This window comes from Gracilibacillus sp. JCM 18966, assembly GCF_055392695.1.
Map to the genome: position 1 here is coordinate 3,068,422 of NZ_AP043883.1, position 19,216 is coordinate 3,087,637.

The window sequence follows — 19,216 nt, forward strand, 5'->3', positions numbered from 1 at the left end:
AAAGGGACAGGTTCACAAGTAAATGAATTGTGGGCTGTCCCATAATCTTTGTGTGGTTTTTAAGAAAAGGGGAATTCATGTGAACAAGAAAGCAGAACAAAGTTATTCCGTTCAAGACATGATAAAGAAAAATAAACAAAAAAAGAATATCGGTAATTATTTTGAAAAAGGTATTCCATATTTTTTGTTGTTATGTGCAATCATATCTGTCATTACAACAATAGGAATTCTCTTCACCTTATTACGAGAATCCATTACTTTTTTCTCTAATGTGTCCTTGGTTGATTTTTATTTAGGAAGTGAATGGTCACCATGGACCGATCGATTTGGGGTAGCACCACTCATTATTGGAACTCTTTTAATTACAGCTATAGCTATATGTGTAGCATTACCTATTGGACTTGCAGCATCGATTTATTTAAGTGAATATGCAAGTGATAGAACAAGAAAAATTATTAAGCCAATCCTGGAAATCTTAGCTGGTATTCCAACAGTTGTGTATGGCTTTTTCGCTTTAACATTTGTATCGCCTTTATTAGGCTCTGTTTTCACTGATATGAAAATATTTAATGCATTAAGTGCCGGAATTGTAGTAGGGATTATGATTATCCCGATGATTGCTTCCTTATCTGAGGATGCGATGAGCGCAGTACCGAAATCACTGAGAGAAGGTGCTTTGGGGTTAGGTGCCACGAGATTTGAGGTTGCTATGAAGGTCGTTCTACCAGCGGCTTTATCCGGTATTATAGCATCCGTTGTACTAGCGATATCTCGAGCTATTGGTGAGACGATGATTGTAACCATTGCTGCGGGTGCAACGCCTAACATGACCTTTGATCCGAGGCAATCGATTCAAACATTAACTGCCTTTATTGTGCAAGGGGCAACAGGAGATACCTCCTATCAATCGAATATTTATCTTAGTATTTATGCTGTAGGGTTTACGTTATTTATTTTCACCTTATTAATGAATATCCTGTCACAGTATATTTCGAGAAGATTTAAGGAGGATTATTAATGTCAACAAAAGTGAATTCCGCACAAATTAAAGGTAGAGTAGTAAGAAATAAAGCTTTTAAAAGCTTATTTATTGCAGCAACTTCCATTGCGTTAATTTTTTTAGCTTTACTCATTTATCGAATATTAAGTCAAGGAATTGACTATTTATCTATAGATTTCCTGCGAAATTACCCAGCACCATATATTGAAAAAGCTGGAATCTTTGCAGGGTTAATGGGATCGATCTTTTTGATCTCTATAACCGCGCCGGTCTCGATTATACTTGGTGTATCAACCGCATTGTATCTAGAGGAATATGCCAAGCAGAATCGTTTTACTCGGTTTATTCAAGTCAATGTACAAAATTTAGCAGGTGTACCATCGATCGTATTTGGTTTACTTGGTTTAACCTTCTTTGTTTATATATTAGAACTAGGTTATTCGTTAATAGCTGGCGCATTAACGATGAGCCTCTTAGTTCTACCTGTTATTGTAGTAGCTTCACAGGAAGCAATTCGTTCCGTACCGAAGGAATTAAGAGAGGCCTCCATAGGGATGGGGGCAACTAAGTGGCAAACGATATGGCGTATAGTACTGCCTGCTTCAATCCCGGGAATTTTAACTGGATCCATTCTTGCATTATCCAGAGCGATTGGTGAGACTGCTCCATTAATAATCGTGGGAGCTGCAGCCGCAATCTATACGATTCCAGATTCATTTTTATCTAAATATACCGTTATGCCGATTCAAATTTGGAGTTGGACTTCGCGTCCACAAGAAGAATGGCAATATGTTGCGGCAGCTGGGATTATCGTGTTGCTTATCATCTTACTATGCATGAATGCAATTGCCGTTTGGATCCGAAATAAATTTCAAAATAGATTTTAAGAAAAAGAGGGGTTTAGATGACAACTAACACATTAAGTAAGCATGTCTTTTCCATCGAGGATTTTAATTTATGGTATGGAAATGATCAAGCGATTCATCAAATAAATATGGAAATTCCAAGAAATGAAATTACTGCAGTGATCGGACCTTCAGGTTGTGGGAAATCGACATTACTAAAAACGTTAAACAGAATGATTGAAACCATTCCTTCTGTTCATACTTCTGGAAGTATTAAATATAATAATCAAGAAATATTTGCTAAAAAGCAATTAGTAGAAGAGCTAAGAACACATGTAGGAATGGTCTTTCAAAAACCGAACCCATTTCCGAAATCCATTTATGAAAATGTTGCTTATGGTCCAAAGATCCATGGAATTAAAAAGAAAAAAGTATTAGATGAAATTGTAGAGAAAAGCCTTCGCGGTGCGGCAATTTGGGACGAAGTAAAGGATCGACTTAATCAGAATGCGTACGGGTTATCTGGTGGACAGCAACAAAGAATTTGCATCGCTCGTTGTTTAGCAATTGAGCCTGACGTGATTCTAATGGATGAGCCTACATCTGCGTTAGACCCAATTTCTACTTTGAAAATTGAAGAATTAATTAAAGAATTGAAGAATGATTATACGATTGTGATTGTCACACATAATATGCAGCAAGCTGCCAGAATTTCCGATAAAACAGCATTTATGTTGAATGGAGAATTAGTAGAGTTTTCCGATACAGATCAGTTGTTTTCCAATCCAAAAGACAAACGAACAGAAGACTACATCACGGGTCGTTTTGGTTAATAAAGAAAAATGATCATTGGCAGGTATTATTGCCAATGACTCTTTTTAATGTTGTTGAAAACCCCTTGCTATGCGAGGGGTTCCGGAAAGCTTTCAGCGTGGGCCAAAAAAAGCCTCACTTCATGGTAAGATAAAGTTGGTTTCCCGACCACTAAATCTCACCAAAGAAGGAGGCGAGTCCTATGAAGGACAAGAATAGTTTAGCACACACAACATGGAATTGTAAGTATCATATAGTGTTTGCACCAAAGTACAGAAGGCAAATAATATACGGAAAATACAAAAAAAGCATAGGTCAAATCATACGCGATTTATGTGAACGAAAAGGTGTGATCATACATGAAGCAAATGCTTGTCCGGATCACATCCATATGTTAGTAAGTATCCCACCGAAATTAAGTGTATCTCAATTTATGGGGTATTTAAAAGGGAAGAGCAGCTTGATGATATTTGATCGACATGCCAATTTAAAATATAAATATGGAAATAGAAAATCTTTATGCCGAAGATTCTATGTCGATACAGTGGGACGAAATAGAAAGCAAATACAAGAATACATTAGAAATCAGCTAAAAGAAGATTACATGTCGGATCAATTAACTATATTCGAAGAATTTGATCCGTTTATAGGACAAAAAAATAAGAAGAAGTAGGAGATTCTTTAGAATCAGTGAGTGAATGTGGTGCAAAAGGAGAAACCGTTCGGTGGGCCTTTTAGGCCGAGGCCGGTAATAGAGGCTTCCAGCCGCAGAGCAAACCACCAGTTCACACTGGTGGTTTTGATTTAGCTCATCAGAATTTTATCACTGTCACAAGAAGTGGCTCGAAGACGATACGGCTCTTCTGACGCCGTATTTTCTTTACACGAAAAATAAAACGCTTCACAAAAGCATAAGGATATAACGAGAAAAAAAGAGAGAGGGAGTGCAGTATGGTAGGTAGAGAGAATTTTGAAGATAAATTAAAACAGGTAGAATCTCTTATTGTTCGATTTGCAAAAATGACACAAACACAACTGACAGACGCAGTGGAGGTGCTATATCAAAGTGATGTGGATCGAGCCCTTGCAGTGATCGAAAAGGATAAAGAATTAGATAAACTAGATTTCGAAATTAATGAAACAGCAATACTTCTTATTGCTAGGCAGCAACCAGTAGCAACAGATTTAAGAAGACTTGTCGTAGCATTGCGTATTTCATCTGATTTAGAAAGAATGGCTGATAATGCAAAGAATATCGCAAAGTCTACCATCCATTTAGGGAAAGATCATGGAATTAAAATTCATGATTCAGTAAAGGAAATGAAAGAAATTGCGATTAAAATGATTGATATTTCAATCATAGCTTATGAGAATGAAGACATTACTTTAGCAAGAAAATTATCAGAAATGGATGACGTAATTGATAATATGTATTCCACGATGCTAAGGGAATTATTAGAGGAGACAGCGACCAATCCACAGAAGATACAGCATATTATGCAAATGGCTTTTAGTGGTCGTTATGTGGAACGAATTGGGGATCATGCTACTAATATCGGGGAAGATGTTATGTATTTAGTAAAAGGGGAGTCAGCAGACTTAAACGAATAACGTTGAAAAGGAGGAGTACCTTAGCGGTTTACTCCTCCTCTTCTGTTCCAGTTAAATGATCGGCTATTTCTTCAGCAGTCATTTGATCACTTAACTCGAATTCGCCTACTTGTAGGCGTGTCGTTAATTCATTTTCTTGTAAGTATGTAATAAATTCGTCTTCTGATTCAATTAGTTCTAGCTCAAGGAGTTCGTCTACAATGTCTGGTACTGTCATTCCTGGTTCAACAGAAAATGGATGAGTAGTCACTTCCGTTTCTGTTTCTTCGTTCGCATCACTTTCTAATGTGTCTTGTTGATTCTCTAGCTGGTCTATTTCATTTTCTAATTGAGTGACTTGATCTTCCATATTTTCTTTGTATACATAATAGCCTTCTGCTTCAAGCCTTGCTATTCGCTCACTTGCTGCAACATCTTCTGCTGGTTGGTCTTTTGGTAAACCCTCAATAAGGAAAACCACACCAATTATGATAGAGGCAGTCAAAAGGCCTGTCGAAAATGCTCTAACCATTTGCTTCATTCTTATCCCTCATTCACACCATTAAAGTTGATTAATTACTGATCTAACATCAAATTCACTTATATTTAGTTCACGAGAAATGGATGGGATATCATATCCATTTACATATAAATTAGCTATTTTGTTATTCATTGTGGATTCATTGGAATCCATGGAATGTTCCAATATATCATCATCCATTAAAAGTTCTTCTTCTAATATACTTATTTTTTTCTTCAACTGATAGGACTCTTGCAACGAAGAAATGGAGAATTGCTCAAGCTGATCTTCAATCTGTTTAAAGCGATCATGCATAAAAAAAGACAATATCCATAAAATGACGCCAATTATGATAAGACTAATTAAGACATAAAGCATAGTTTCCCCCCTAAACAATGATTCTCTCTACTAATAGTTATACCATAAGTGATAAGAGTTTGAAACATATACTTGAAATTGTTTTAACTTTTTGCTATTATTATCAGGTAGTAAATCGATAATAAGTGATTAGAGCAATATGTTTGGAGGGAAAACCATGCGCGTTAATATTACATTAGCTTGTACTGAAACTGGTGACCGTAATTATATTACGACTAAAAATAAACGTAAACATCCAGAACGCTTGGAGCTTAAAAAATATAGCCCACGTTTGAAAAGACATACGTTACACCGTGAAACAAAATAATGATGTTAGGGGACTCTTGCTGGTAGACAGCAGGAGTTTTTTCATCTTACTAGAAAGGAAAAATAATGTCTCGAAAAGAAGAGCAAAGAAGAATGATCTCAACCCTGTTGGCTAATTACACGCACAAGGAAAAGGTTAACAAGCGTATCCAGGATATGTTATACTCCTTTGATCATTGGAAGCAAGCTCGAAAGGTTGGCTTAACTATTTCTAGAGGAATGGAATGGAATACTACATCGATCATCAAGCATGCATGGAAACAGAAAAAACAAATAGCACTGCCTAAATGTAATCCAACCGATTTTTCGATGGAATTTTACAAGTGTACAGCCTTTGATCAATTAGAAAATACCTACTTAGACTTATATGAGCCTAATCCAGAAATAACAGAAGGCGTGTCAAAAGAAGAGTTAGACCTTATAATAGTTCCGGGAATAGCGTTTGACCGGGAAGGAAATCGCATTGGATATGGTGGTGGCTTCTTTGATCGCTATTTAAAAGGATATCAAGGACTTAAAATAGCACTCGCTGCAAAGGTGCAAGTGTTGGAAAGAATAGAAGCAGAATCGCATGATATTCCAATAGATTATCTCATAACGGAATCCGCTGTTATAAAATGTACATAAAAACAAGAAAAGAGGTTAAGCTACAGATATACAATGATGCAAGGAGTTGTTCAATTTTGAAATGGTGGAGAACGGTGATAATCCTCTTTTCCGTTGTTGCGGTAGTATATCGTTTTAGAAGCTTTTTCATCAATCTCGCAAGTAATATCCCATTTTTGCGAAGGCAAACGGTTAAATTAGCAATGAATACCCCATATGTCAGAGAAAAGCTAATGAAGTCGATGTTTTCACGATAAGTCATTTGATCACCACATATGTTACTGTATATAGCCCCTTGTGGTATAATATAGTAATGTAAAGGTTGGTGATCAAATTTGTTTTTAAAGAACGAATTTCTTCAAAATAGTATGGTGCTACAGCTCATACAAAATGAAAATTTCGATTTAATTTCCATTAACAAAGAGCAAACAGAATATTTATTAGAGAGAAAACGGAAGAACAAAAAAGATGTTGTACATATCTCTATGAACCAAATGGACTGGAAGCGAGAGCTCCTTTCATTCAATAAACATCTTGAAAATAGTTACACCAAACATCAAGCAACAACAATTTGGAAGAAAAATATTCATTTTCATCATGTTTATGTGGTAGATTACCAACCAGTGGATAGCTGGGAAGAACTAAGGGAAACATCATCAAACCGGATGAAGTCGTCCGTGTATATGCTAGATATAGACAGTAGAGAAGAGGAGATAGAAAGGTTAATTAGAGCGCTCGATTTAGCTTTGTCATTTCAAATAGATGTATCTGAAGATCTGATGGAACTTGAACAAAGAAATGTAAATTTAAAACAAAACATTCTTTTCGAACACACTAAACAACAGCAACAGTTACAGCAGCTATTTAAGCAAGGGAAACCATTCTGGACCTATCTATTTCTTGCTATCAATATTGTGATGTATATACTTCTTGAATTCAATGGGGGATCTACCTCAACAAAAAATTTGATCGAATTTGGTGCCAAGTATAATGTTGCGATAATCGATGGAGAATGGTGGAGATTGATTAGCTCCATGTTCCTTCATATTGGAATTGCCCATATCCTACTCAACATGTTTGCCTTATATTATATCGGCACACTAGTGGAAAGAATCTATGGGGGCACTCGGTTCCTTATCATCTATTTTATTGCAGGTATTGTTGGAGGATTAGCCAGTTTTGCCCTTAATCCATCGATTGCAGCAGGGGCATCAGGTGCAATTTTTGGATTATTTGGAGCGTTATTATTCTTTGGCTCCCAGTATCCTAAAGCATTTTTCCGAACAATGGGCTGGAATATCATTATTGTGATTATTATCAATATTATTTTTGGATTTAGTATGCCACAAATTGATAACGGTGCACATATTGGTGGGTTAATAGGTGGAGCTATTGGTGCTGCTGTTGTCATGTTTAAACAACGATCCAAAATACTTTGGCAAACAGCTGCCCTTCTACTACTTCTATTAGTGAGTGGGGGAATATGGTTTTATGGAAACGCCAATGAGGAAGTTCAATTTGATGAAACACTCCAGGTTATCCATTCTCATATGCTTCTAGAACAAGAACAATATGAGAAAACCTATGAGGTGCTAACAAAAGCAATGCCTTACGCAGACAAGCTTGAAGCAGAGCTTCGCTTTAATCGCTCCTATGCGAGTATCTTTTTAAACAAAAATCAAGAGGCAATCACTGATTTGGAGAGAACAATTGAAATCAAACCAGAATATCATGAAGCCCTTTATAATCTTGCGTTATTATATCATGAAGAGAACAGACGAGAAGAAGCGTTAGATTTATTAAAAAAAGCGGTAGAATTAGCACCAAACAATCAGGACTATCAACAGTTCTATGAGCAGCTTCAAAAGGAAACCATTTGAAAATAGACTGTCTTATATTTGTTGAATCAATTTTTCTAATTGATTCTGATCATTGCGAAACAAAACGATTAGATGATCATTATTTTTATCGATTAGGATTAACGGCATGGTATGGTTGGTGATTTTCTCAGCATTGGCAATTGGTAGGATATAATTTTTATATAAGCCTTCCCATAGCTGACCAATGACTCTATCGGTTTCGTCTTGCGTCAACCCAGTCAATGGTTTTGTCGCATAATCAACAATGGATGTAAGAGGCACAAAATAATAATTATCAGTATTGATTGCTGCCTCTTTTATCCAATTACGCCACATGTAATCTAGATGTTGATTTTTCGTATGGTCCAATGTTTCCTTCCATTCTTTCTGTTCCTTAGATTCTGGATCCCGAAAGGATTCTAATAAGGAATGAGGAGAATCGACTACATATAACGAATCACTAGTCATTTTTTGAACACTCTTAATATCATTGTCCTTGTCGTTATGAATTTCCCCATAATGAAAAGTAACTGCTTCAAAATGAGTGCTATCACTTTCTTCAAATTCTAGTTGTAGAACAATGTTTTGTTCTTCCTGTTTCCATAACCCTTTGACACCTTTTAATTTTCCATCCATATATAATAGTGAAACATCCTGTCTTAAGTAGGCAGGTTTACTTAATTGACTCTCTGTTTCCCACTTCATGAGATACTGGTCATTCCCTGTCTGCTCTACTAGTGATAAGTGAGTGTCAGCAGAAGTAAATTCAACTGAAGGATCTAATGGGAAAAATTTAATCGTCTCCTCACTAGTTGGGTTTAACACAGTGGATAGTAAGAGTAGAATGATCATTAAGATTACAGTGGCTCCTTGAATATAGATTCCTCTCATTTTAAATCTCCCTATTTCATAATTTAGTTATTTATGCTTGTCCCACTGACGGATTTCTTCAAACCTGCATTTTTTTAACTTTGCTGCGTAAACTAATGGAAAATCGTTAGAAGCAGGTGTTAAGCATGGAGAAAGAAAAGCATTTATCACATGATTATGATGAAAACATTCAATATATACATGATTATTTGGCGGTCGATAAGAGTTTTGATTTAATTCAACTTAATTTACATTATGCAGGCAGGAGAATGTCTCTTTTTTTAATCGATGGATTGATCAAAGATGAAATGCTTCATTATTTAATGAAATTTTTGGCGCTTTTAGATGAAGAGGAACTAGAGGAAAATCCCCTTGAACAGCTTATGCAACGATTTATACCATATGTGGAAATCGATACAGAGACAGATTTAAATAAAACAGCTAACCTTGTACTCGGGGGACCATCCGCATTAGTGGTGGAGGGATTAGATAAGATTATTTTGATTGATGCCAGAACCTACCCGGTAAGAAGCCCTTCTGAACCAGATCTTGAACGTGTGGTTAGAGGTTCGAGGGATGGATTTGTTGAGACGATTATATTCAACACTGCTCTAACAAGGCGAAAAGTAAGAGACCGATCCCTTAGAATGGAGTATACTTCTATAGGGAGAAGATCAAAAACGGATATTTGTATTTGTTATTTGGCAGATATAGCAGATGAAAAAAAGGTGGAAGCATTAAAAGCCCATCTTGAAAAAATCGATACAGACGGTTTGCCAATGGCGGAAAAAACGATAGAAGAATATTTAAGTGGTAAGACATGGAATCCGTATCCAACAATACGTTATACAGAGCGACCAGACACAGCAGCGGCTCACCTATATGAAGGTCATATCTTGATTATCGTAGATGGCTCACCAAGTGTTATGATAACACCTGCCACTTTTTGGCATCATTTACAGCATGCTGAAGAATACAGACAAAAACCATTTATAGGGGTATATTTGCGATTAGTTCGTTTTCTAGCAGTATTTGCTTCTTTATTTATTTTACCCTTTTATTATTTAGTCTCGACAACGACAAATTTATTACCAGAGATGCTTCATTTTATTGGTCCAAAGGAAATTGGGTTAATTCCGCTTATTTATCAGTTTATTCTTGCTGAAGTTGGGGTAGATGTATTAAGAATGGCTGCAATTCATGTTCCATCTTCTTTAGCGACAGCCTTAGGGCTCGTTTCGGCTATTTTAATCGGACAAATTGCAGTAGAAGTCGGACTATTTTCTAATGAAGTAATTTTATATTTAGCCATTGCGGTAATGGGAACGTTCGCTACACCTAGTTATGAGTTCAGTTTAGCGAACCGGATTATTCGAATATTCTTATTAATCATTACTGCTATTTTTGGAGTGAAAGGGTTTGTTATTTCGATTACTTGTTATCTCTTATATTTGATTCATTTGAAGACCTTCTATGTTGGCTATTTTTGGCCATTCATCCCGTTTAATTTACAAGCATTTCTCAATGTTTTAATAAGAAGACCTGTTCCACATAATCATTCACGCCCATCTTTTCTACATCCTAAGGATCCAGATCGACTATAAATGAGCTATGTTTTTTATTTTCATTTAGAATTTGTTCTGGTATAATGTTTTAGGTGATAGTGATGAAAAGTGTTTATGATGTGAGACAATTATTGAAACAATTTGGGACGATCATCTATATAGGTGATCGTCTTGCAGATTTAGAAATGATGGAAATCGAAATTAGAGAACTCTATAACACAAAAGCCATTTCAAAGGAACAATTTATGCAGGCAATTTCCATTTTAAAACAAGAGATAGATATAGAGAGTAGAGGAGGCTAAACAATTTGACAAAGGATGTATTAATTGGTGTTGATATTGGTGGAACAACCGTAAAGATCGCACTTATATCGACAAAAGGGGAAATGATCACAAAATGGGAAATTCCAACTATACTAAGTAATGCAGGTGAAAATGTACCTAGACATATTTGGAATGCTATTAAAGAAAAGTTACAAGATTTAAAGATTAGTAAAGATAGATGTATTGGGATGGGCGTAGGAGCACCTGGCTTTATCGAGCCTGAAACAGGTTCCATTGCCATCGCCGTTAATATCGGGTGGAGGAACTTTCCTTTAAAGGACATTTTAGAGGAGTTATCAGAACTTCCCGTTTTTATTGATAATGATGCAAATATAGCTGCATTAGGAGAGAACTGGAAAGGTTCAGGGAACCAAGTGCATAATATGCTTGCTGTAACATTGGGTACTGGTGTAGGCGGTGGTATCATATCAAATAGAAAAATAATTAGTGGTGCGAATGGCACAGGTGGCGAAATCGGTCATATTACAGTAGTCCAAGAAAATGGTGCACCTTGTAATTGTGGAAGAAGTGGATGTTTAGAAACGGTTGCTTCTGCAACAGGGATTGTTCGCCAAGCGAAAGAGTGGATTAATCTTGGAAAAGCACCATTACTTGAAGCGAAATGGAAAGAAAATGGCGAATTAACAACAAAAGATATTTTTGAAGCAGTTGCTAGCGGCGACCAACCAGCAAAACAATTAATTGATCAAATTATGGATGTTCTAGGATTTAGCCTAGCAAATATTGCTGTTACGACCAATCCAGCCAAAATAGTAATAGGTGGAGGAGTTTCTAAGGCAGGTAATGTATTATTAGATCCTCTGATCGAAGCTTTTAGGCGCTATGCATTACCAAGAATTAGTGAGGCGTGTGAAATCGTGATCGCACAATTAGGAAATGATGCTGGAGTTTATGGTGGTGCTTATCTAGTTCTCCAAAACCAAGGAAACTAAGCGTTGTGTTGTTTTCGTTAAATTATTGTAACTTTTTTAAGATTTATGAAACTTTTATGAGATATTGATCGTCTATAATAAATAGAGAAATTAAAAATAGTAAACTATTATTTTTTTGGGGCTATTTTGAGGAGGAAAGCAATATGTTTAAAAAGAAGCTGCACATGCCTTTATATTTAATCGCAGCCATTTTATTCGGTATAAAAACATATATCGTTTATCGATTTATCTTCAATATTTCACTTGATAACGTGATGCAAGAGTTAATCTTATTTATAAATCCTTTTGCGACTGCATTTTTTATCTTTATGATAGGGATTTGGTTTAAAGAGAGAAGACAGAAGAAATATATTAAATATATCATGCTGATCGGATCATTGATTATTTATTTTAATATAGTCTTTTATCGAAACTTTTCCGATTTCATTACCATTCCTTTATTATTTCAAGGAAGTAATGCAGCTGACTTAGGCTCAAGTGTTTTAGGTCTGATTAAGCCATGGGATATTCTATTGTTTTCAGATGTCATTATTATCTGGATACTCGCTAAAAAATATGGAGAAAAACTAGTAAATCCTTTCAAAAAGCGATATAAGGTGGTTGCATTAGCTTTATCTATTGCCTTTTTATTAGGGAATTATGCATTAGCAGAGATTGAACGTCCACAGTTGTTACAAAGAACTTTCGATAGAGAGTATTTAGTTAAAAATATCGGACTATTCAGCTATCATATCTATGATGCTGTATTACACTCTAAATCTAAAGCACAAAGAGCTTTAGCCGATGGAAACCAATTAACAGATATCAAAAATTATATTGACGATGAAACAACACCTGATGAAAAATCTGACCTGTTTGGTATTGCGAAGGACAAAAATGTTATCTTTATCTCTTTAGAATCGTTACAGAGTTTTGTGATTAATAATACGGTTAATGGAGAAGAAGTAACGCCATTCTTAAATGACTTAATTGACGACAGTTATTATTTTGAGAATTTCTATCACCAAACTGCACAAGGGAAGACGTCTGATTCAGAGTTTATTGTAGAAAACTCTTTATATCCTTCTCCAAGGGGAGCAGTTTACTTTACACATGCACAAAATGATTTTCACTCTTTACCAGAAATTTTAGGTAACAATGGTTACAATTCGAATGTCTTTCATGCCAACAATAAGAGTTTCTGGAATCGTGATGTCATGTACGAAAATACTGGCTATGATAAATTCTTTGATGTGAACTCTTATGATGTCAATGAAGAGAATAGCGTAGGCTGGGGATTGAAGGATAAAGAATTCTTTAGTCAATCAATGAAATATTTGAATGAGTTACCACAGCCTTTTTATTCTAAATTTATTACGTTAACGAATCACTATCCGTTTGATTTAGAGCAAGAGGATGCAACAATTGAGAAATATGATTCAAATTCTAGAACATTAAATCAATATTTCCAAACAGTTAGATATATGGATGAAGCAGTAGAACAATTCTTTAATCAGCTTAAAGAATCCGGGTTATACGAAGATTCGATCATTGTTTTAATGGGAGATCATTATGGTATTAGTGATTTTCACAAAAAAGCGATGAGTACGTATTTAGATAAGGAATATACAGATTATCAGCATATTCAATTACAACGCGTTCCATTTTATATTCATATCCCTGGTGAAGAAGGGAAAGTAATGTCAGAAATTGCAGGTCAAGTTGATGTCAAACCTACCTTATTACATTTATTAGGTATGGATACTTCCAATGATCTATCATTTGGAACAGACTTATTTGTTGATGATCGAAAACCATTTGTTGCATTACGTGATGGTAGTTTTATAACAGATGACTATGTCTATACGAAAGATCAATGCTATGATCGCGAAACAGGTGAATTGATTGAAGAAGAAACAAATGATGAAACAGAAGTAGAAGGTTCTGCTTGTGGACCATATGTCGAACAAGTAGAAAAAGAATTATCCTATTCAGACGAAATCATTTTCGGAGATCTATTCCGTTTCTATGATTTCAAGGATAAATAGTATTAAGGACCAATAAAAAACCTCTGATCTAAACTTTGATCAGAGGTTTTTTCAATAGAGCGTTGAGGCTTATAAGAAAGTAAAGAACCGCCAATCCAAGGATTGGCGGTTCAAAATATGTAAATCATCGTATATCAAAGATTAACCAGCTATTAAAGGCTTGATTAGTTCAGCATATAGTGTTGCTATGGAGAAGAATCCAAATACTAATGCAGAAATAGCTGAAAATGCAGCACCAAACATATTTTGTGATTTAAATTCACGAATAATTGCTATGGCACACAAAATAGCAACAACTAAGAAAATGAATCCAATTACCATGATAAACCTCCTATATCTCTTTCTAATTTCATTTTTAAATTTTTACAGTTATAATATGTATAAATAATTAGTGCATGCAAGCTTGTTTATGCTTAATAAATAGAGAACTTGCTTTATCTAGTGTAAAACAAAAGTGACATTTTGTCTATTGAAATCCCTTTATTTTTCTTAATTAATCATTATAGAAAGGTGTGTTCCATTCATGAAACTTATTAAAAGAACCTTAGGTGAGCTTCAAACAAATTGCTATATACTTCAAGAAGGGCATGAGGCGATCATTTTTGATCCAGCAGGTGAACCAGAAAAGATTATTTCCTACATCGAGAAACAATCCTTAAAACCTCTTGCTATCTTATTAACCCATTCACACTTTGATCATATTGGAGCATTAGAGGAAATAAGACAGCAATATAAGGCTCCTGTGTATGTACATCCTGAGGAAAAGGAATGGTTACAGAATCCAGAGTTAAATGGTTCCTTACTATTCTTTGGTCAGAAAGTAACCTGTCGTCCAGCTGAATATGTTGTGGAGGAGCGAAGTTATACAATAGGTCCCTTTCAATTTGACGTGTTTCATACACCAGGTCACTCCCCTGGTGGTGTAGCTTTTATTTTTCATCAGGAATCCATCTTGATCGGTGGAGACAGCTTGTTTCGTGAGGGAATTGGGAGAACTGATTTGCCAGGTGGAGATATAGACGAATTAATACATAGCATTGAGAAGAAATTATTTCTTTTACCTGAAGAATATCTTGTTTACCCGGGACATGGCCCTGAAACATCCATTGGCTATGAAAAACAAAATAATCCGTTTCTACAATAGAGAAAATGCTCTGATCTACTGTAAGATCAGAGCATTTTTGATTAATGTCCAAAGCCTGGAACAAGAATGAAATTTGAATAATATGTAAAACCAATGAAGAATATCGTACAATATGCGGCAAATAAGTACATATACATTCTCTCCGATAACTTAAGAAATCCTACTCCTAGGAAAAAGACCGTTTGAGCAAGGAATAAGTATGCCATTGAAATCATATCACCTACATAAAACATTACAGCAAAAATACCTGTCCAAAATGCAAGCATACGAAATACTCGATCCATATATTCCGCCTCCTTCTTACATACTATGTATTATCATTTATCACGATGTGTAGATCTCCACTCGTTCTTTAAAAAACATTAGTAAAATGAATGCTAGTAGACACCACACAAAGATACTCTCATTATATTATATACGAGTCAGACTAAAAAGTAAATTATTCTTAAAAACTTTCCCTTTTCATTTTAATGGCTCTATTACTATCTATTCCTGAACTGCTTGCTTTATTTTGGATATTGGCGCTGAAAAGTTTGTCGTTGATAAGCTCCTTTATCTGTCCTCATTTTTACTAAATAATACGCAATGTTGCCATTGCTAGATGTTGATTCTAATTTTGCCTCTCCATAAGGAAAAGAATAAGTAACGGGCAATTCAACTGACATGTTTTTTGAAATGGCATTGGTGGCCATTCGATATATCGTATGAAGCTTATATTGCTCGATTTGGTTATATGTCGTACGACGATTCAGATCATATAACGCAAGCTGATGGAAGGTAAACAAAAGAAAAATACTAATAATGAAAAGGATATATGGAAAAGCGTAACCATGCTCGGATTTATGGGAAGGGAATAAGTTTCTTTTCATACTGCTTCCCTCCTTTCATCACTAAGGATAGGTGTACCATAGCTGCTCTTGATAAATTCCAGCTTTCTACCTCTCGTAGCATAATTTCATGGCCAAGACCGTTTACCTGTCTTCGTATTGTTTTTTGATAAAGGGAATAATTAATTTTATCCCCATTAGTATGTTCAAATATTAATTGGTTATGATCAATTTTAACTTGATCAGCAAGCTTCCATTCATCTTCTAAAAAATGAAAGAATTGAAATACCTCTAAGTCCTTGTCATTTTTGTGTTGAGAGATAATCGTAAATACTTGCCCTGCTATAAAAAATATGAGAAGGGTAGCAAAAACACTAATGAGTGTGGATACTAGCGAAAAACCATTTTGATCATGACGTAGAGGCATAAAGGCATAACCTTTCATTGTTCTTTTTAACATTTTTCCAGGTAGCACATCCTTTCAAATAAGAGGAGGTTTGTTTAAATTTTAGTGTAACTGGATTTCTTATCCATTCTTCTTTTGTTACTACCATTGGATCCGTTGAAGAATGAAGTAAGAGTTCTTCATAGAGTTGGTGGATGACAATTCGTTTATCTGCTAACACCTCGTTTTCCAGTCTTAATTGAGTATATAGTGGCATTAATGTCAATATTAGACAGAGAAAGACAATAGCAGCTACGAGTGCTTCTATATTCAAATAACCAGATTGATTATGAGGAGTCAGAATAACACCTCCCTTTTCCAAAAGGACATGTGATAAAATATTGATTTTCTCTTGTAATAATTTTAAAGCTTCCTGGCTTATTTAACGTACCCTTATGGCTGTAAGTAATTGGAAACTTTAAGGTATTGGTTTCAATCGACCAATCGTCAGGGTAATGTCGAGTTAAAACAATTTCACCATAACCAGCTTCTCTAATATGATAGCGATGGTAGGAACGTTCAAGACTGAGGTAATAACGTTCATCATTCATCATATTTAGCTGTTGCAAATATAGTAAATCTAAGTTGAACTGTTGAAGAAACTGCCTATATTCTTTTTTCTCTATTGTTTTAAATAAATGTCCGGCCCCAACTGATAGGAGGGAGATAATTACTGCTAAGACGAGTAACAGTTCGACTAGTGTAAATCCGTGCTCCTCCTTAATTGGCAACATCGACAATCCGAAAGGAAGGTGTCGCTTCATCACTGATATACTCCAGTTTTTTCGTGCCATTATTACAGGTGATCGATTTCAAATAGTTTTTCGTTTTTAAATCTTGAGCAGATGTAATACTTTTCTGATTGTCTAATTTAAATGCAATTAATTGATTTTCTGCTAGCTCTAATAAAGCATCACAACCTTTATCCTGAATCGAGCTACTTTTTTCAGCTAAGTTTGGAATAAATAAGATAAGCAAAAGACTAATGACAGCAAGAACGATGAGCATTTCTATTAAGGTAAAGCCTTTTTGGTTATTTAACATGATCATACCTCACTTTTAGATGGTTTGGATGTAATCGAACATTGGTAACATTAAGGCAAGATAGACAATAAGAATTAAAGTAGCTAACAAGATTAGAAATATTGGTTGAATCATTTTTAACCAATTTTTCATTAATTCCTCCATTTCAAAAAGTAGATGCTCTGCATAAAGCTGAAGATCCTCAGCTATCTGACTAGTGTTACGGTCCTTTTGCATAATTCTAGACATTTCACGTTTTAAGAGTTCGCAGGAGGGGAGGATGGTTTCTAAGTGAAAGCCTTGGACGAGGTGGTCTATAATGGTGGAAGCATAGAAGCTTGTAATGGGTTCACTTCTTTCTGATTGTAGAATAGAGAGAGCGTTTTTAAAATTTAAGCCTGTCTTGAGCAAAGAACTTAAATGGGTGGAAAAATAAAAGGAGATTTCTAATGTTTTATACTGTTTCAATAATGGTATAACTTGAAAGACTTTTAGTTTAGTTTCAATCGTTACTTTATCCTTTAGATATTTAATAGATAACATTAATAACAAACTAAAAATGATGAGAATAAATATTCCATAAAAGATAATATCCACTGTCAGCATAGCATTTTGAAAAATAGCGTTGGAACCGTTCGTATGGAACAAGTTAACAAATGAAGGGAAGATATATCTTTTCATACAAAATAGAATTAGTAAAAAAAAGATGAACAGAAAAAGAGGATAGCGAGTCATTTGTTTAAACCTATCTACATAATTTTTTTGTTGTTGTAATAAAAAGCTACAATGCTTGATACCGTCCTGCAAATTTCCATGTTTAATGGTGATTTCAAGAAAGTGAACAATTCGTTGTTGAAAATGGACCTCTTCTAGTGCGGTTGGTAATGTTTTTCCATGCTGCAAGGAATGGGAGATCCTGTCTGCAATTAACTCTAACTCGTCATCCCAACTAACGATCTCTAGCGCATCATTTAAGCTATACCCGTTTTGGTTCAGTTGTTGTATACGGTATAGTATTCGATATTGTGTGTCTATCGATAATTTTTTTCTTCTAAAATAGAAAAGACTGGTGGATAAAACCATAAGCAAATGCCTTTCTTTTTAGCTTTTGGAAATCATAAATATTCATTTTTATTCCTTTCTGATCAATAGTAGTTGTCAAAGCATTACCGGCTAATAACTCTAGAATAGCAGCTCGATTTTCACGATATTTCCATACATGTAGAGGAATTAATTGTACCGAAGCTACTGCTAATAAGCTTTGCTTTAAATCCATTGGCTGAATCTCCATGTCAATTAATCGCTGTATGGTACCGAGTGTATCTTTTGCGTGTAAGGTTGATAATACTAAATGACCTGTATAAGCGGCTCGAAAGACGAATTCGGCTGTTTTTTTATCACGAATTTCTCCAACCAAAAGTATGTCTGGATCATGTCGTAAGGCAGCCTTTAAGCCGTCATCATATGTGATGCCAGTCGATTCATTTATTGGCACTTGTATCACATCATTTAATTCTTTTTCAATAGGATCTTCTAATGTAATAATTTGATATTTTCGGTCCTTCATTAAGCTTTTCACCATTGCATAAAGAGTGGTTGTTTTTCCAGATCCTGTAGGACCTGTTAATAAAATAACGCCAGCGCGATACTTTAACCATTTATTTATTTGTTGTATTTGTTTTGGGAATAAAAATAATTCTTCTAATTGTTGAATTTTTTTTTGAGGTAGGATACGAATCACTAAGCTTTCAGTGGTATTAGTAGGTAAAGAGGAAAGCCTTAAGGAGAACTTTTGGTTCTTGTAAGAAATGGATATGGCTCCTTGCTGGGGTTTTCTTGTTTCTCCAATATCCATGTTACTAATAAATTTGTAATAAGCTAAGATCGTGGTATAAGCTTGGAGACTTAATTGTTTGAAAAACTGTCTCTTTCCAATCACACGGAAATAAATATCTATCTTGCTCTCTTTTGGAATGTAGTGGATGTCTGAAGCATTTTGTTCGATAGCAGTATGGAGTATTTGATTCGATAAAATGGTTGCATGGTTCAAATATATATTCACCTCCCTGATTAAAGATGCTACAATGTCTAATATACATATTCGACGTCATTGTTTAATATC

26 protein-coding genes are annotated in these 19,216 nt (G+C 35.1%); 14 read left to right on the plus strand and 12 right to left on the minus strand.

Features of this window, described 5'->3' with window-relative positions:
• Window positions 1-118 precede the first annotated feature (118 nt).
• The 5 genes from pstC (at window position 119) to phoU (ending at window position 4,269) form a co-directional block, all read left to right on the plus strand.
• Complete coding sequence (gene pstC, locus ACZ5N5_RS14755) at window positions 119-1,018, plus strand: phosphate ABC transporter permease subunit PstC (RefSeq protein WP_245902321.1); 900 nt, start codon at window positions 119-121, stop codon at window positions 1,016-1,018.
• A complete protein-coding gene (gene pstA, locus ACZ5N5_RS14760) occupies window positions 1,018-1,887 on the plus strand; it encodes a phosphate ABC transporter permease PstA (protein WP_464368069.1) in 870 nt (289 codons plus the stop codon). The genes pstC and pstA overlap by 1 nt, the downstream gene beginning before the upstream one ends.
• Window positions 1,888-1,904: 17 nt before the next feature.
• The gene (gene pstB, locus ACZ5N5_RS14765; protein ID WP_054859280.1) at window positions 1,905-2,678 is read left to right on the plus strand and encodes a phosphate ABC transporter ATP-binding protein PstB; all 774 of its coding nucleotides are present in this window, start codon (window positions 1,905-1,907) and stop codon (window positions 2,676-2,678) included.
• Between the two features lie 182 nt (window positions 2,679-2,860).
• Window positions 2,861-3,331: an IS200/IS605 family transposase gene (gene tnpA / locus ACZ5N5_RS14770; protein ID WP_464372703.1), complete on the plus strand. Its 471-nt coding sequence runs from the start codon at window positions 2,861-2,863 to the stop codon at window positions 3,329-3,331.
• A 278-nt stretch (window positions 3,332-3,609) separates the two neighbouring features.
• Entirely contained in the window at window positions 3,610-4,269 is a 660-nt protein-coding gene (gene phoU / locus ACZ5N5_RS14775) for a phosphate signaling complex protein PhoU (RefSeq protein WP_054788867.1), read from the plus strand.
• Between the two features lie 28 nt (window positions 4,270-4,297).
• On the opposite strand, the gene ACZ5N5_RS14780 is transcribed toward phoU, so the two are convergent.
• Together ACZ5N5_RS14780 and ACZ5N5_RS14785 are read right to left on the minus strand one after the other, a co-directional pair.
• Entirely contained in the window at window positions 4,298-4,789 is a 492-nt protein-coding gene (locus tag ACZ5N5_RS14780; protein WP_054788868.1) for an endolytic transglycosylase MltG, read from the minus strand.
• 21 nt (window positions 4,790-4,810) lie between these two features.
• Entirely contained in the window at window positions 4,811-5,146 is a 336-nt protein-coding gene (locus tag ACZ5N5_RS14785; RefSeq protein ID WP_464372704.1) for a hypothetical protein, read from the minus strand.
• Window positions 5,147-5,303: 157 nt separating this feature from the next.
• Here ACZ5N5_RS14785 and rpmG point away from each other — a divergent pair, with 157 nt between their 5' ends.
• From rpmG to ACZ5N5_RS14805, 4 genes are all read left to right on the plus strand, one after another.
• On the plus strand, window positions 5,304-5,453 hold the full coding sequence (gene rpmG, locus ACZ5N5_RS14790; RefSeq protein ID WP_018933855.1) for a 50S ribosomal protein L33: 150 nt from the start codon (window positions 5,304-5,306) through the stop codon (window positions 5,451-5,453).
• Window positions 5,454-5,518: 65 nt separating this feature from the next.
• Window positions 5,519-6,079 (plus strand): 5-formyltetrahydrofolate cyclo-ligase, encoded by a 561-nt coding sequence (locus tag ACZ5N5_RS14795; RefSeq protein ID WP_054788869.1) that lies wholly within the window; start codon window positions 5,519-5,521, stop codon window positions 6,077-6,079.
• Window positions 6,080-6,135: 56 nt separating this feature from the next.
• Window positions 6,136-6,315, plus strand: coding sequence for a hypothetical protein (locus tag ACZ5N5_RS14800; RefSeq protein WP_146202431.1), 180 nt, complete (start codon window positions 6,136-6,138; stop codon window positions 6,313-6,315).
• A gap of 78 nt (window positions 6,316-6,393) precedes the next feature.
• On the plus strand, window positions 6,394-7,938 hold the full coding sequence (locus tag ACZ5N5_RS14805; RefSeq protein WP_464372705.1) for a tetratricopeptide repeat protein: 1,545 nt from the start codon (window positions 6,394-6,396) through the stop codon (window positions 7,936-7,938).
• 12 nt (window positions 7,939-7,950) lie between these two features.
• Here the strand turns inward: ACZ5N5_RS14805 and ACZ5N5_RS14810 are convergent, their stop codons facing one another.
• On the minus strand, window positions 7,951-8,808 hold the full coding sequence (locus tag ACZ5N5_RS14810; protein WP_109984177.1) for a hypothetical protein: 858 nt from the start codon (window positions 8,806-8,808) through the stop codon (window positions 7,951-7,953).
• A 125-nt stretch (window positions 8,809-8,933) separates the two neighbouring features.
• Between ACZ5N5_RS14810 and ACZ5N5_RS14815 the strand changes: the two genes are divergently transcribed.
• The 4 genes from ACZ5N5_RS14815 (at window position 8,934) to ACZ5N5_RS14830 (ending at window position 13,655) form a co-directional block, all read left to right on the plus strand.
• Window positions 8,934-10,391 carry a spore germination protein gene (locus tag ACZ5N5_RS14815; RefSeq protein ID WP_109984178.1) on the plus strand — a complete coding sequence of 486 codons (1,458 nt, stop codon included), beginning with the start codon at window positions 8,934-8,936 and terminating at the stop codon, window positions 10,389-10,391.
• A 62-nt stretch (window positions 10,392-10,453) separates the two neighbouring features.
• Window positions 10,454-10,654, plus strand: coding sequence for a YqgQ family protein (locus tag ACZ5N5_RS14820; RefSeq protein ID WP_054788872.1), 201 nt, complete (start codon window positions 10,454-10,456; stop codon window positions 10,652-10,654).
• 5 nt (window positions 10,655-10,659) lie between these two features.
• Complete coding sequence (locus tag ACZ5N5_RS14825) at window positions 10,660-11,628, plus strand: ROK family glucokinase (protein WP_054788873.1); 969 nt, start codon at window positions 10,660-10,662, stop codon at window positions 11,626-11,628.
• 143 nt (window positions 11,629-11,771) lie between these two features.
• Window positions 11,772-13,655, plus strand: a complete 1,884-nt coding sequence (locus ACZ5N5_RS14830) for an LTA synthase family protein (RefSeq protein ID WP_054859290.1) — start codon at window positions 11,772-11,774, stop codon at window positions 13,653-13,655.
• Between the two features lie 141 nt (window positions 13,656-13,796).
• Here ACZ5N5_RS14830 and ACZ5N5_RS14835 read toward each other — a convergent pair whose 3' ends face one another.
• Entirely contained in the window at window positions 13,797-13,976 is a 180-nt protein-coding gene (locus ACZ5N5_RS14835; protein ID WP_054788874.1) for a DUF2759 family protein, read from the minus strand.
• A 202-nt stretch (window positions 13,977-14,178) separates the two neighbouring features.
• Here ACZ5N5_RS14835 and ACZ5N5_RS14840 point away from each other — a divergent pair, with 202 nt between their 5' ends.
• Entirely contained in the window at window positions 14,179-14,799 is a 621-nt protein-coding gene (locus ACZ5N5_RS14840) for an MBL fold metallo-hydrolase (protein WP_054788875.1), read from the plus strand.
• A gap of 41 nt (window positions 14,800-14,840) precedes the next feature.
• On the opposite strand, the gene ACZ5N5_RS14845 is transcribed toward ACZ5N5_RS14840, so the two are convergent.
• From ACZ5N5_RS14845 to comGA, 8 genes are all read right to left on the minus strand, one after another.
• Window positions 14,841-15,083: a DUF2626 domain-containing protein gene (locus ACZ5N5_RS14845; protein ID WP_054788876.1), complete on the minus strand. Its 243-nt coding sequence runs from the start codon at window positions 15,081-15,083 to the stop codon at window positions 14,841-14,843.
• Window positions 15,084-15,305: 222 nt separating this feature from the next.
• Window positions 15,306-15,668, minus strand: a complete 363-nt coding sequence (locus tag ACZ5N5_RS14850; RefSeq protein ID WP_464372706.1) for a hypothetical protein — start codon at window positions 15,666-15,668, stop codon at window positions 15,306-15,308.
• Window positions 15,640-16,086 (minus strand): ComGF family competence protein, encoded by a 447-nt coding sequence (locus ACZ5N5_RS14855; protein ID WP_277677893.1) that lies wholly within the window; start codon window positions 16,084-16,086, stop codon window positions 15,640-15,642. Before ACZ5N5_RS14855 ends, ACZ5N5_RS14850 begins: the two co-directional genes overlap by 29 nt.
• Window positions 16,037-16,393, minus strand: coding sequence for a hypothetical protein (locus tag ACZ5N5_RS14860; protein WP_277677894.1), 357 nt, complete (start codon window positions 16,391-16,393; stop codon window positions 16,037-16,039). The genes ACZ5N5_RS14855 and ACZ5N5_RS14860 overlap by 50 nt, the downstream gene beginning before the upstream one ends.
• Window positions 16,359-16,805: a competence type IV pilus minor pilin ComGD gene (gene comGD / locus ACZ5N5_RS14865; protein ID WP_054788880.1), complete on the minus strand. Its 447-nt coding sequence runs from the start codon at window positions 16,803-16,805 to the stop codon at window positions 16,359-16,361. Before comGD ends, ACZ5N5_RS14860 begins: the two co-directional genes overlap by 35 nt.
• On the minus strand, window positions 16,792-17,115 hold the full coding sequence (gene comGC / locus ACZ5N5_RS14870; RefSeq protein WP_054788881.1) for a competence type IV pilus major pilin ComGC: 324 nt from the start codon (window positions 17,113-17,115) through the stop codon (window positions 16,792-16,794). Before comGC ends, comGD begins: the two co-directional genes overlap by 14 nt.
• Before the next feature lie 15 nt (window positions 17,116-17,130).
• Window positions 17,131-18,177, minus strand: coding sequence for a type II secretion system F family protein (locus tag ACZ5N5_RS14875; protein WP_464372707.1), 1,047 nt, complete (start codon window positions 18,175-18,177; stop codon window positions 17,131-17,133).
• A complete protein-coding gene (gene comGA / locus ACZ5N5_RS14880) occupies window positions 18,146-19,144 on the minus strand; it encodes a competence type IV pilus ATPase ComGA (RefSeq protein ID WP_109984184.1) in 999 nt (332 codons plus the stop codon). Before comGA ends, ACZ5N5_RS14875 begins: the two co-directional genes overlap by 32 nt.
• Between the last annotated feature and the right edge of the window lie 72 nt (window positions 19,145-19,216).

Bases quoted from the DNA above. Each gene is read 5' to 3' on its own strand.
- pstC (WP_245902321.1), top strand. From the start codon at position 119: ATGATAAAGAAAAATAAACAAAAAAAGAATATCGGTAATTATTTTGAA.
- pstA (WP_464368069.1), top strand. From the start codon at position 1,018: ATGTCAACAAAAGTGAATTCCGCACAAATTAAAGGTAGAGTAGTAAGA.
- pstB (WP_054859280.1), top strand. From the start codon at position 1,905: ATGACAACTAACACATTAAGTAAGCATGTCTTTTCCATCGAGGATTTT.
- tnpA (WP_464372703.1), top strand. From the start codon at position 2,861: ATGAAGGACAAGAATAGTTTAGCACACACAACATGGAATTGTAAGTAT.
- phoU (WP_054788867.1), top strand. From the start codon at position 3,610: ATGGTAGGTAGAGAGAATTTTGAAGATAAATTAAAACAGGTAGAATCT.
- ACZ5N5_RS14780 (WP_054788868.1), bottom strand. From the start codon at position 4,789: ATGAAGCAAATGGTTAGAGCATTTTCGACAGGCCTTTTGACTGCCTCT.
- ACZ5N5_RS14785 (WP_464372704.1), bottom strand. From the start codon at position 5,146: ATGCTTTATGTCTTAATTAGTCTTATCATAATTGGCGTCATTTTATGG.
- rpmG (WP_018933855.1), top strand. From the start codon at position 5,304: ATGCGCGTTAATATTACATTAGCTTGTACTGAAACTGGTGACCGTAAT.
- ACZ5N5_RS14795 (WP_054788869.1), top strand. From the start codon at position 5,519: ATGTCTCGAAAAGAAGAGCAAAGAAGAATGATCTCAACCCTGTTGGCT.
- ACZ5N5_RS14810 (WP_109984177.1), bottom strand. From the start codon at position 8,808: ATGAGAGGAATCTATATTCAAGGAGCCACTGTAATCTTAATGATCATT.
- ACZ5N5_RS14815 (WP_109984178.1), top strand. From the start codon at position 8,934: ATGGAGAAAGAAAAGCATTTATCACATGATTATGATGAAAACATTCAA.
- ACZ5N5_RS14820 (WP_054788872.1), top strand. From the start codon at position 10,454: ATGAAAAGTGTTTATGATGTGAGACAATTATTGAAACAATTTGGGACG.
- ACZ5N5_RS14830 (WP_054859290.1), top strand. From the start codon at position 11,772: ATGTTTAAAAAGAAGCTGCACATGCCTTTATATTTAATCGCAGCCATT.
- ACZ5N5_RS14835 (WP_054788874.1), bottom strand. From the start codon at position 13,976: ATGGTAATTGGATTCATTTTCTTAGTTGTTGCTATTTTGTGTGCCATA.
- ACZ5N5_RS14840 (WP_054788875.1), top strand. From the start codon at position 14,179: ATGAAACTTATTAAAAGAACCTTAGGTGAGCTTCAAACAAATTGCTAT.
- ACZ5N5_RS14845 (WP_054788876.1), bottom strand. From the start codon at position 15,083: ATGGATCGAGTATTTCGTATGCTTGCATTTTGGACAGGTATTTTTGCT.
- ACZ5N5_RS14850 (WP_464372706.1), bottom strand. From the start codon at position 15,668: ATGAAAAGAAACTTATTCCCTTCCCATAAATCCGAGCATGGTTACGCT.
- ACZ5N5_RS14855 (WP_277677893.1), bottom strand. From the start codon at position 16,086: ATGTTAAAAAGAACAATGAAAGGTTATGCCTTTATGCCTCTACGTCAT.
- comGD (WP_054788880.1), bottom strand. From the start codon at position 16,805: ATGTTGCCAATTAAGGAGGAGCACGGATTTACACTAGTCGAACTGTTA.
- comGC (WP_054788881.1), bottom strand. From the start codon at position 17,115: ATGTTAAATAACCAAAAAGGCTTTACCTTAATAGAAATGCTCATCGTT.
- ACZ5N5_RS14875 (WP_464372707.1), bottom strand. From the start codon at position 18,177: ATGGTTTTATCCACCAGTCTTTTCTATTTTAGAAGAAAAAAATTATCG.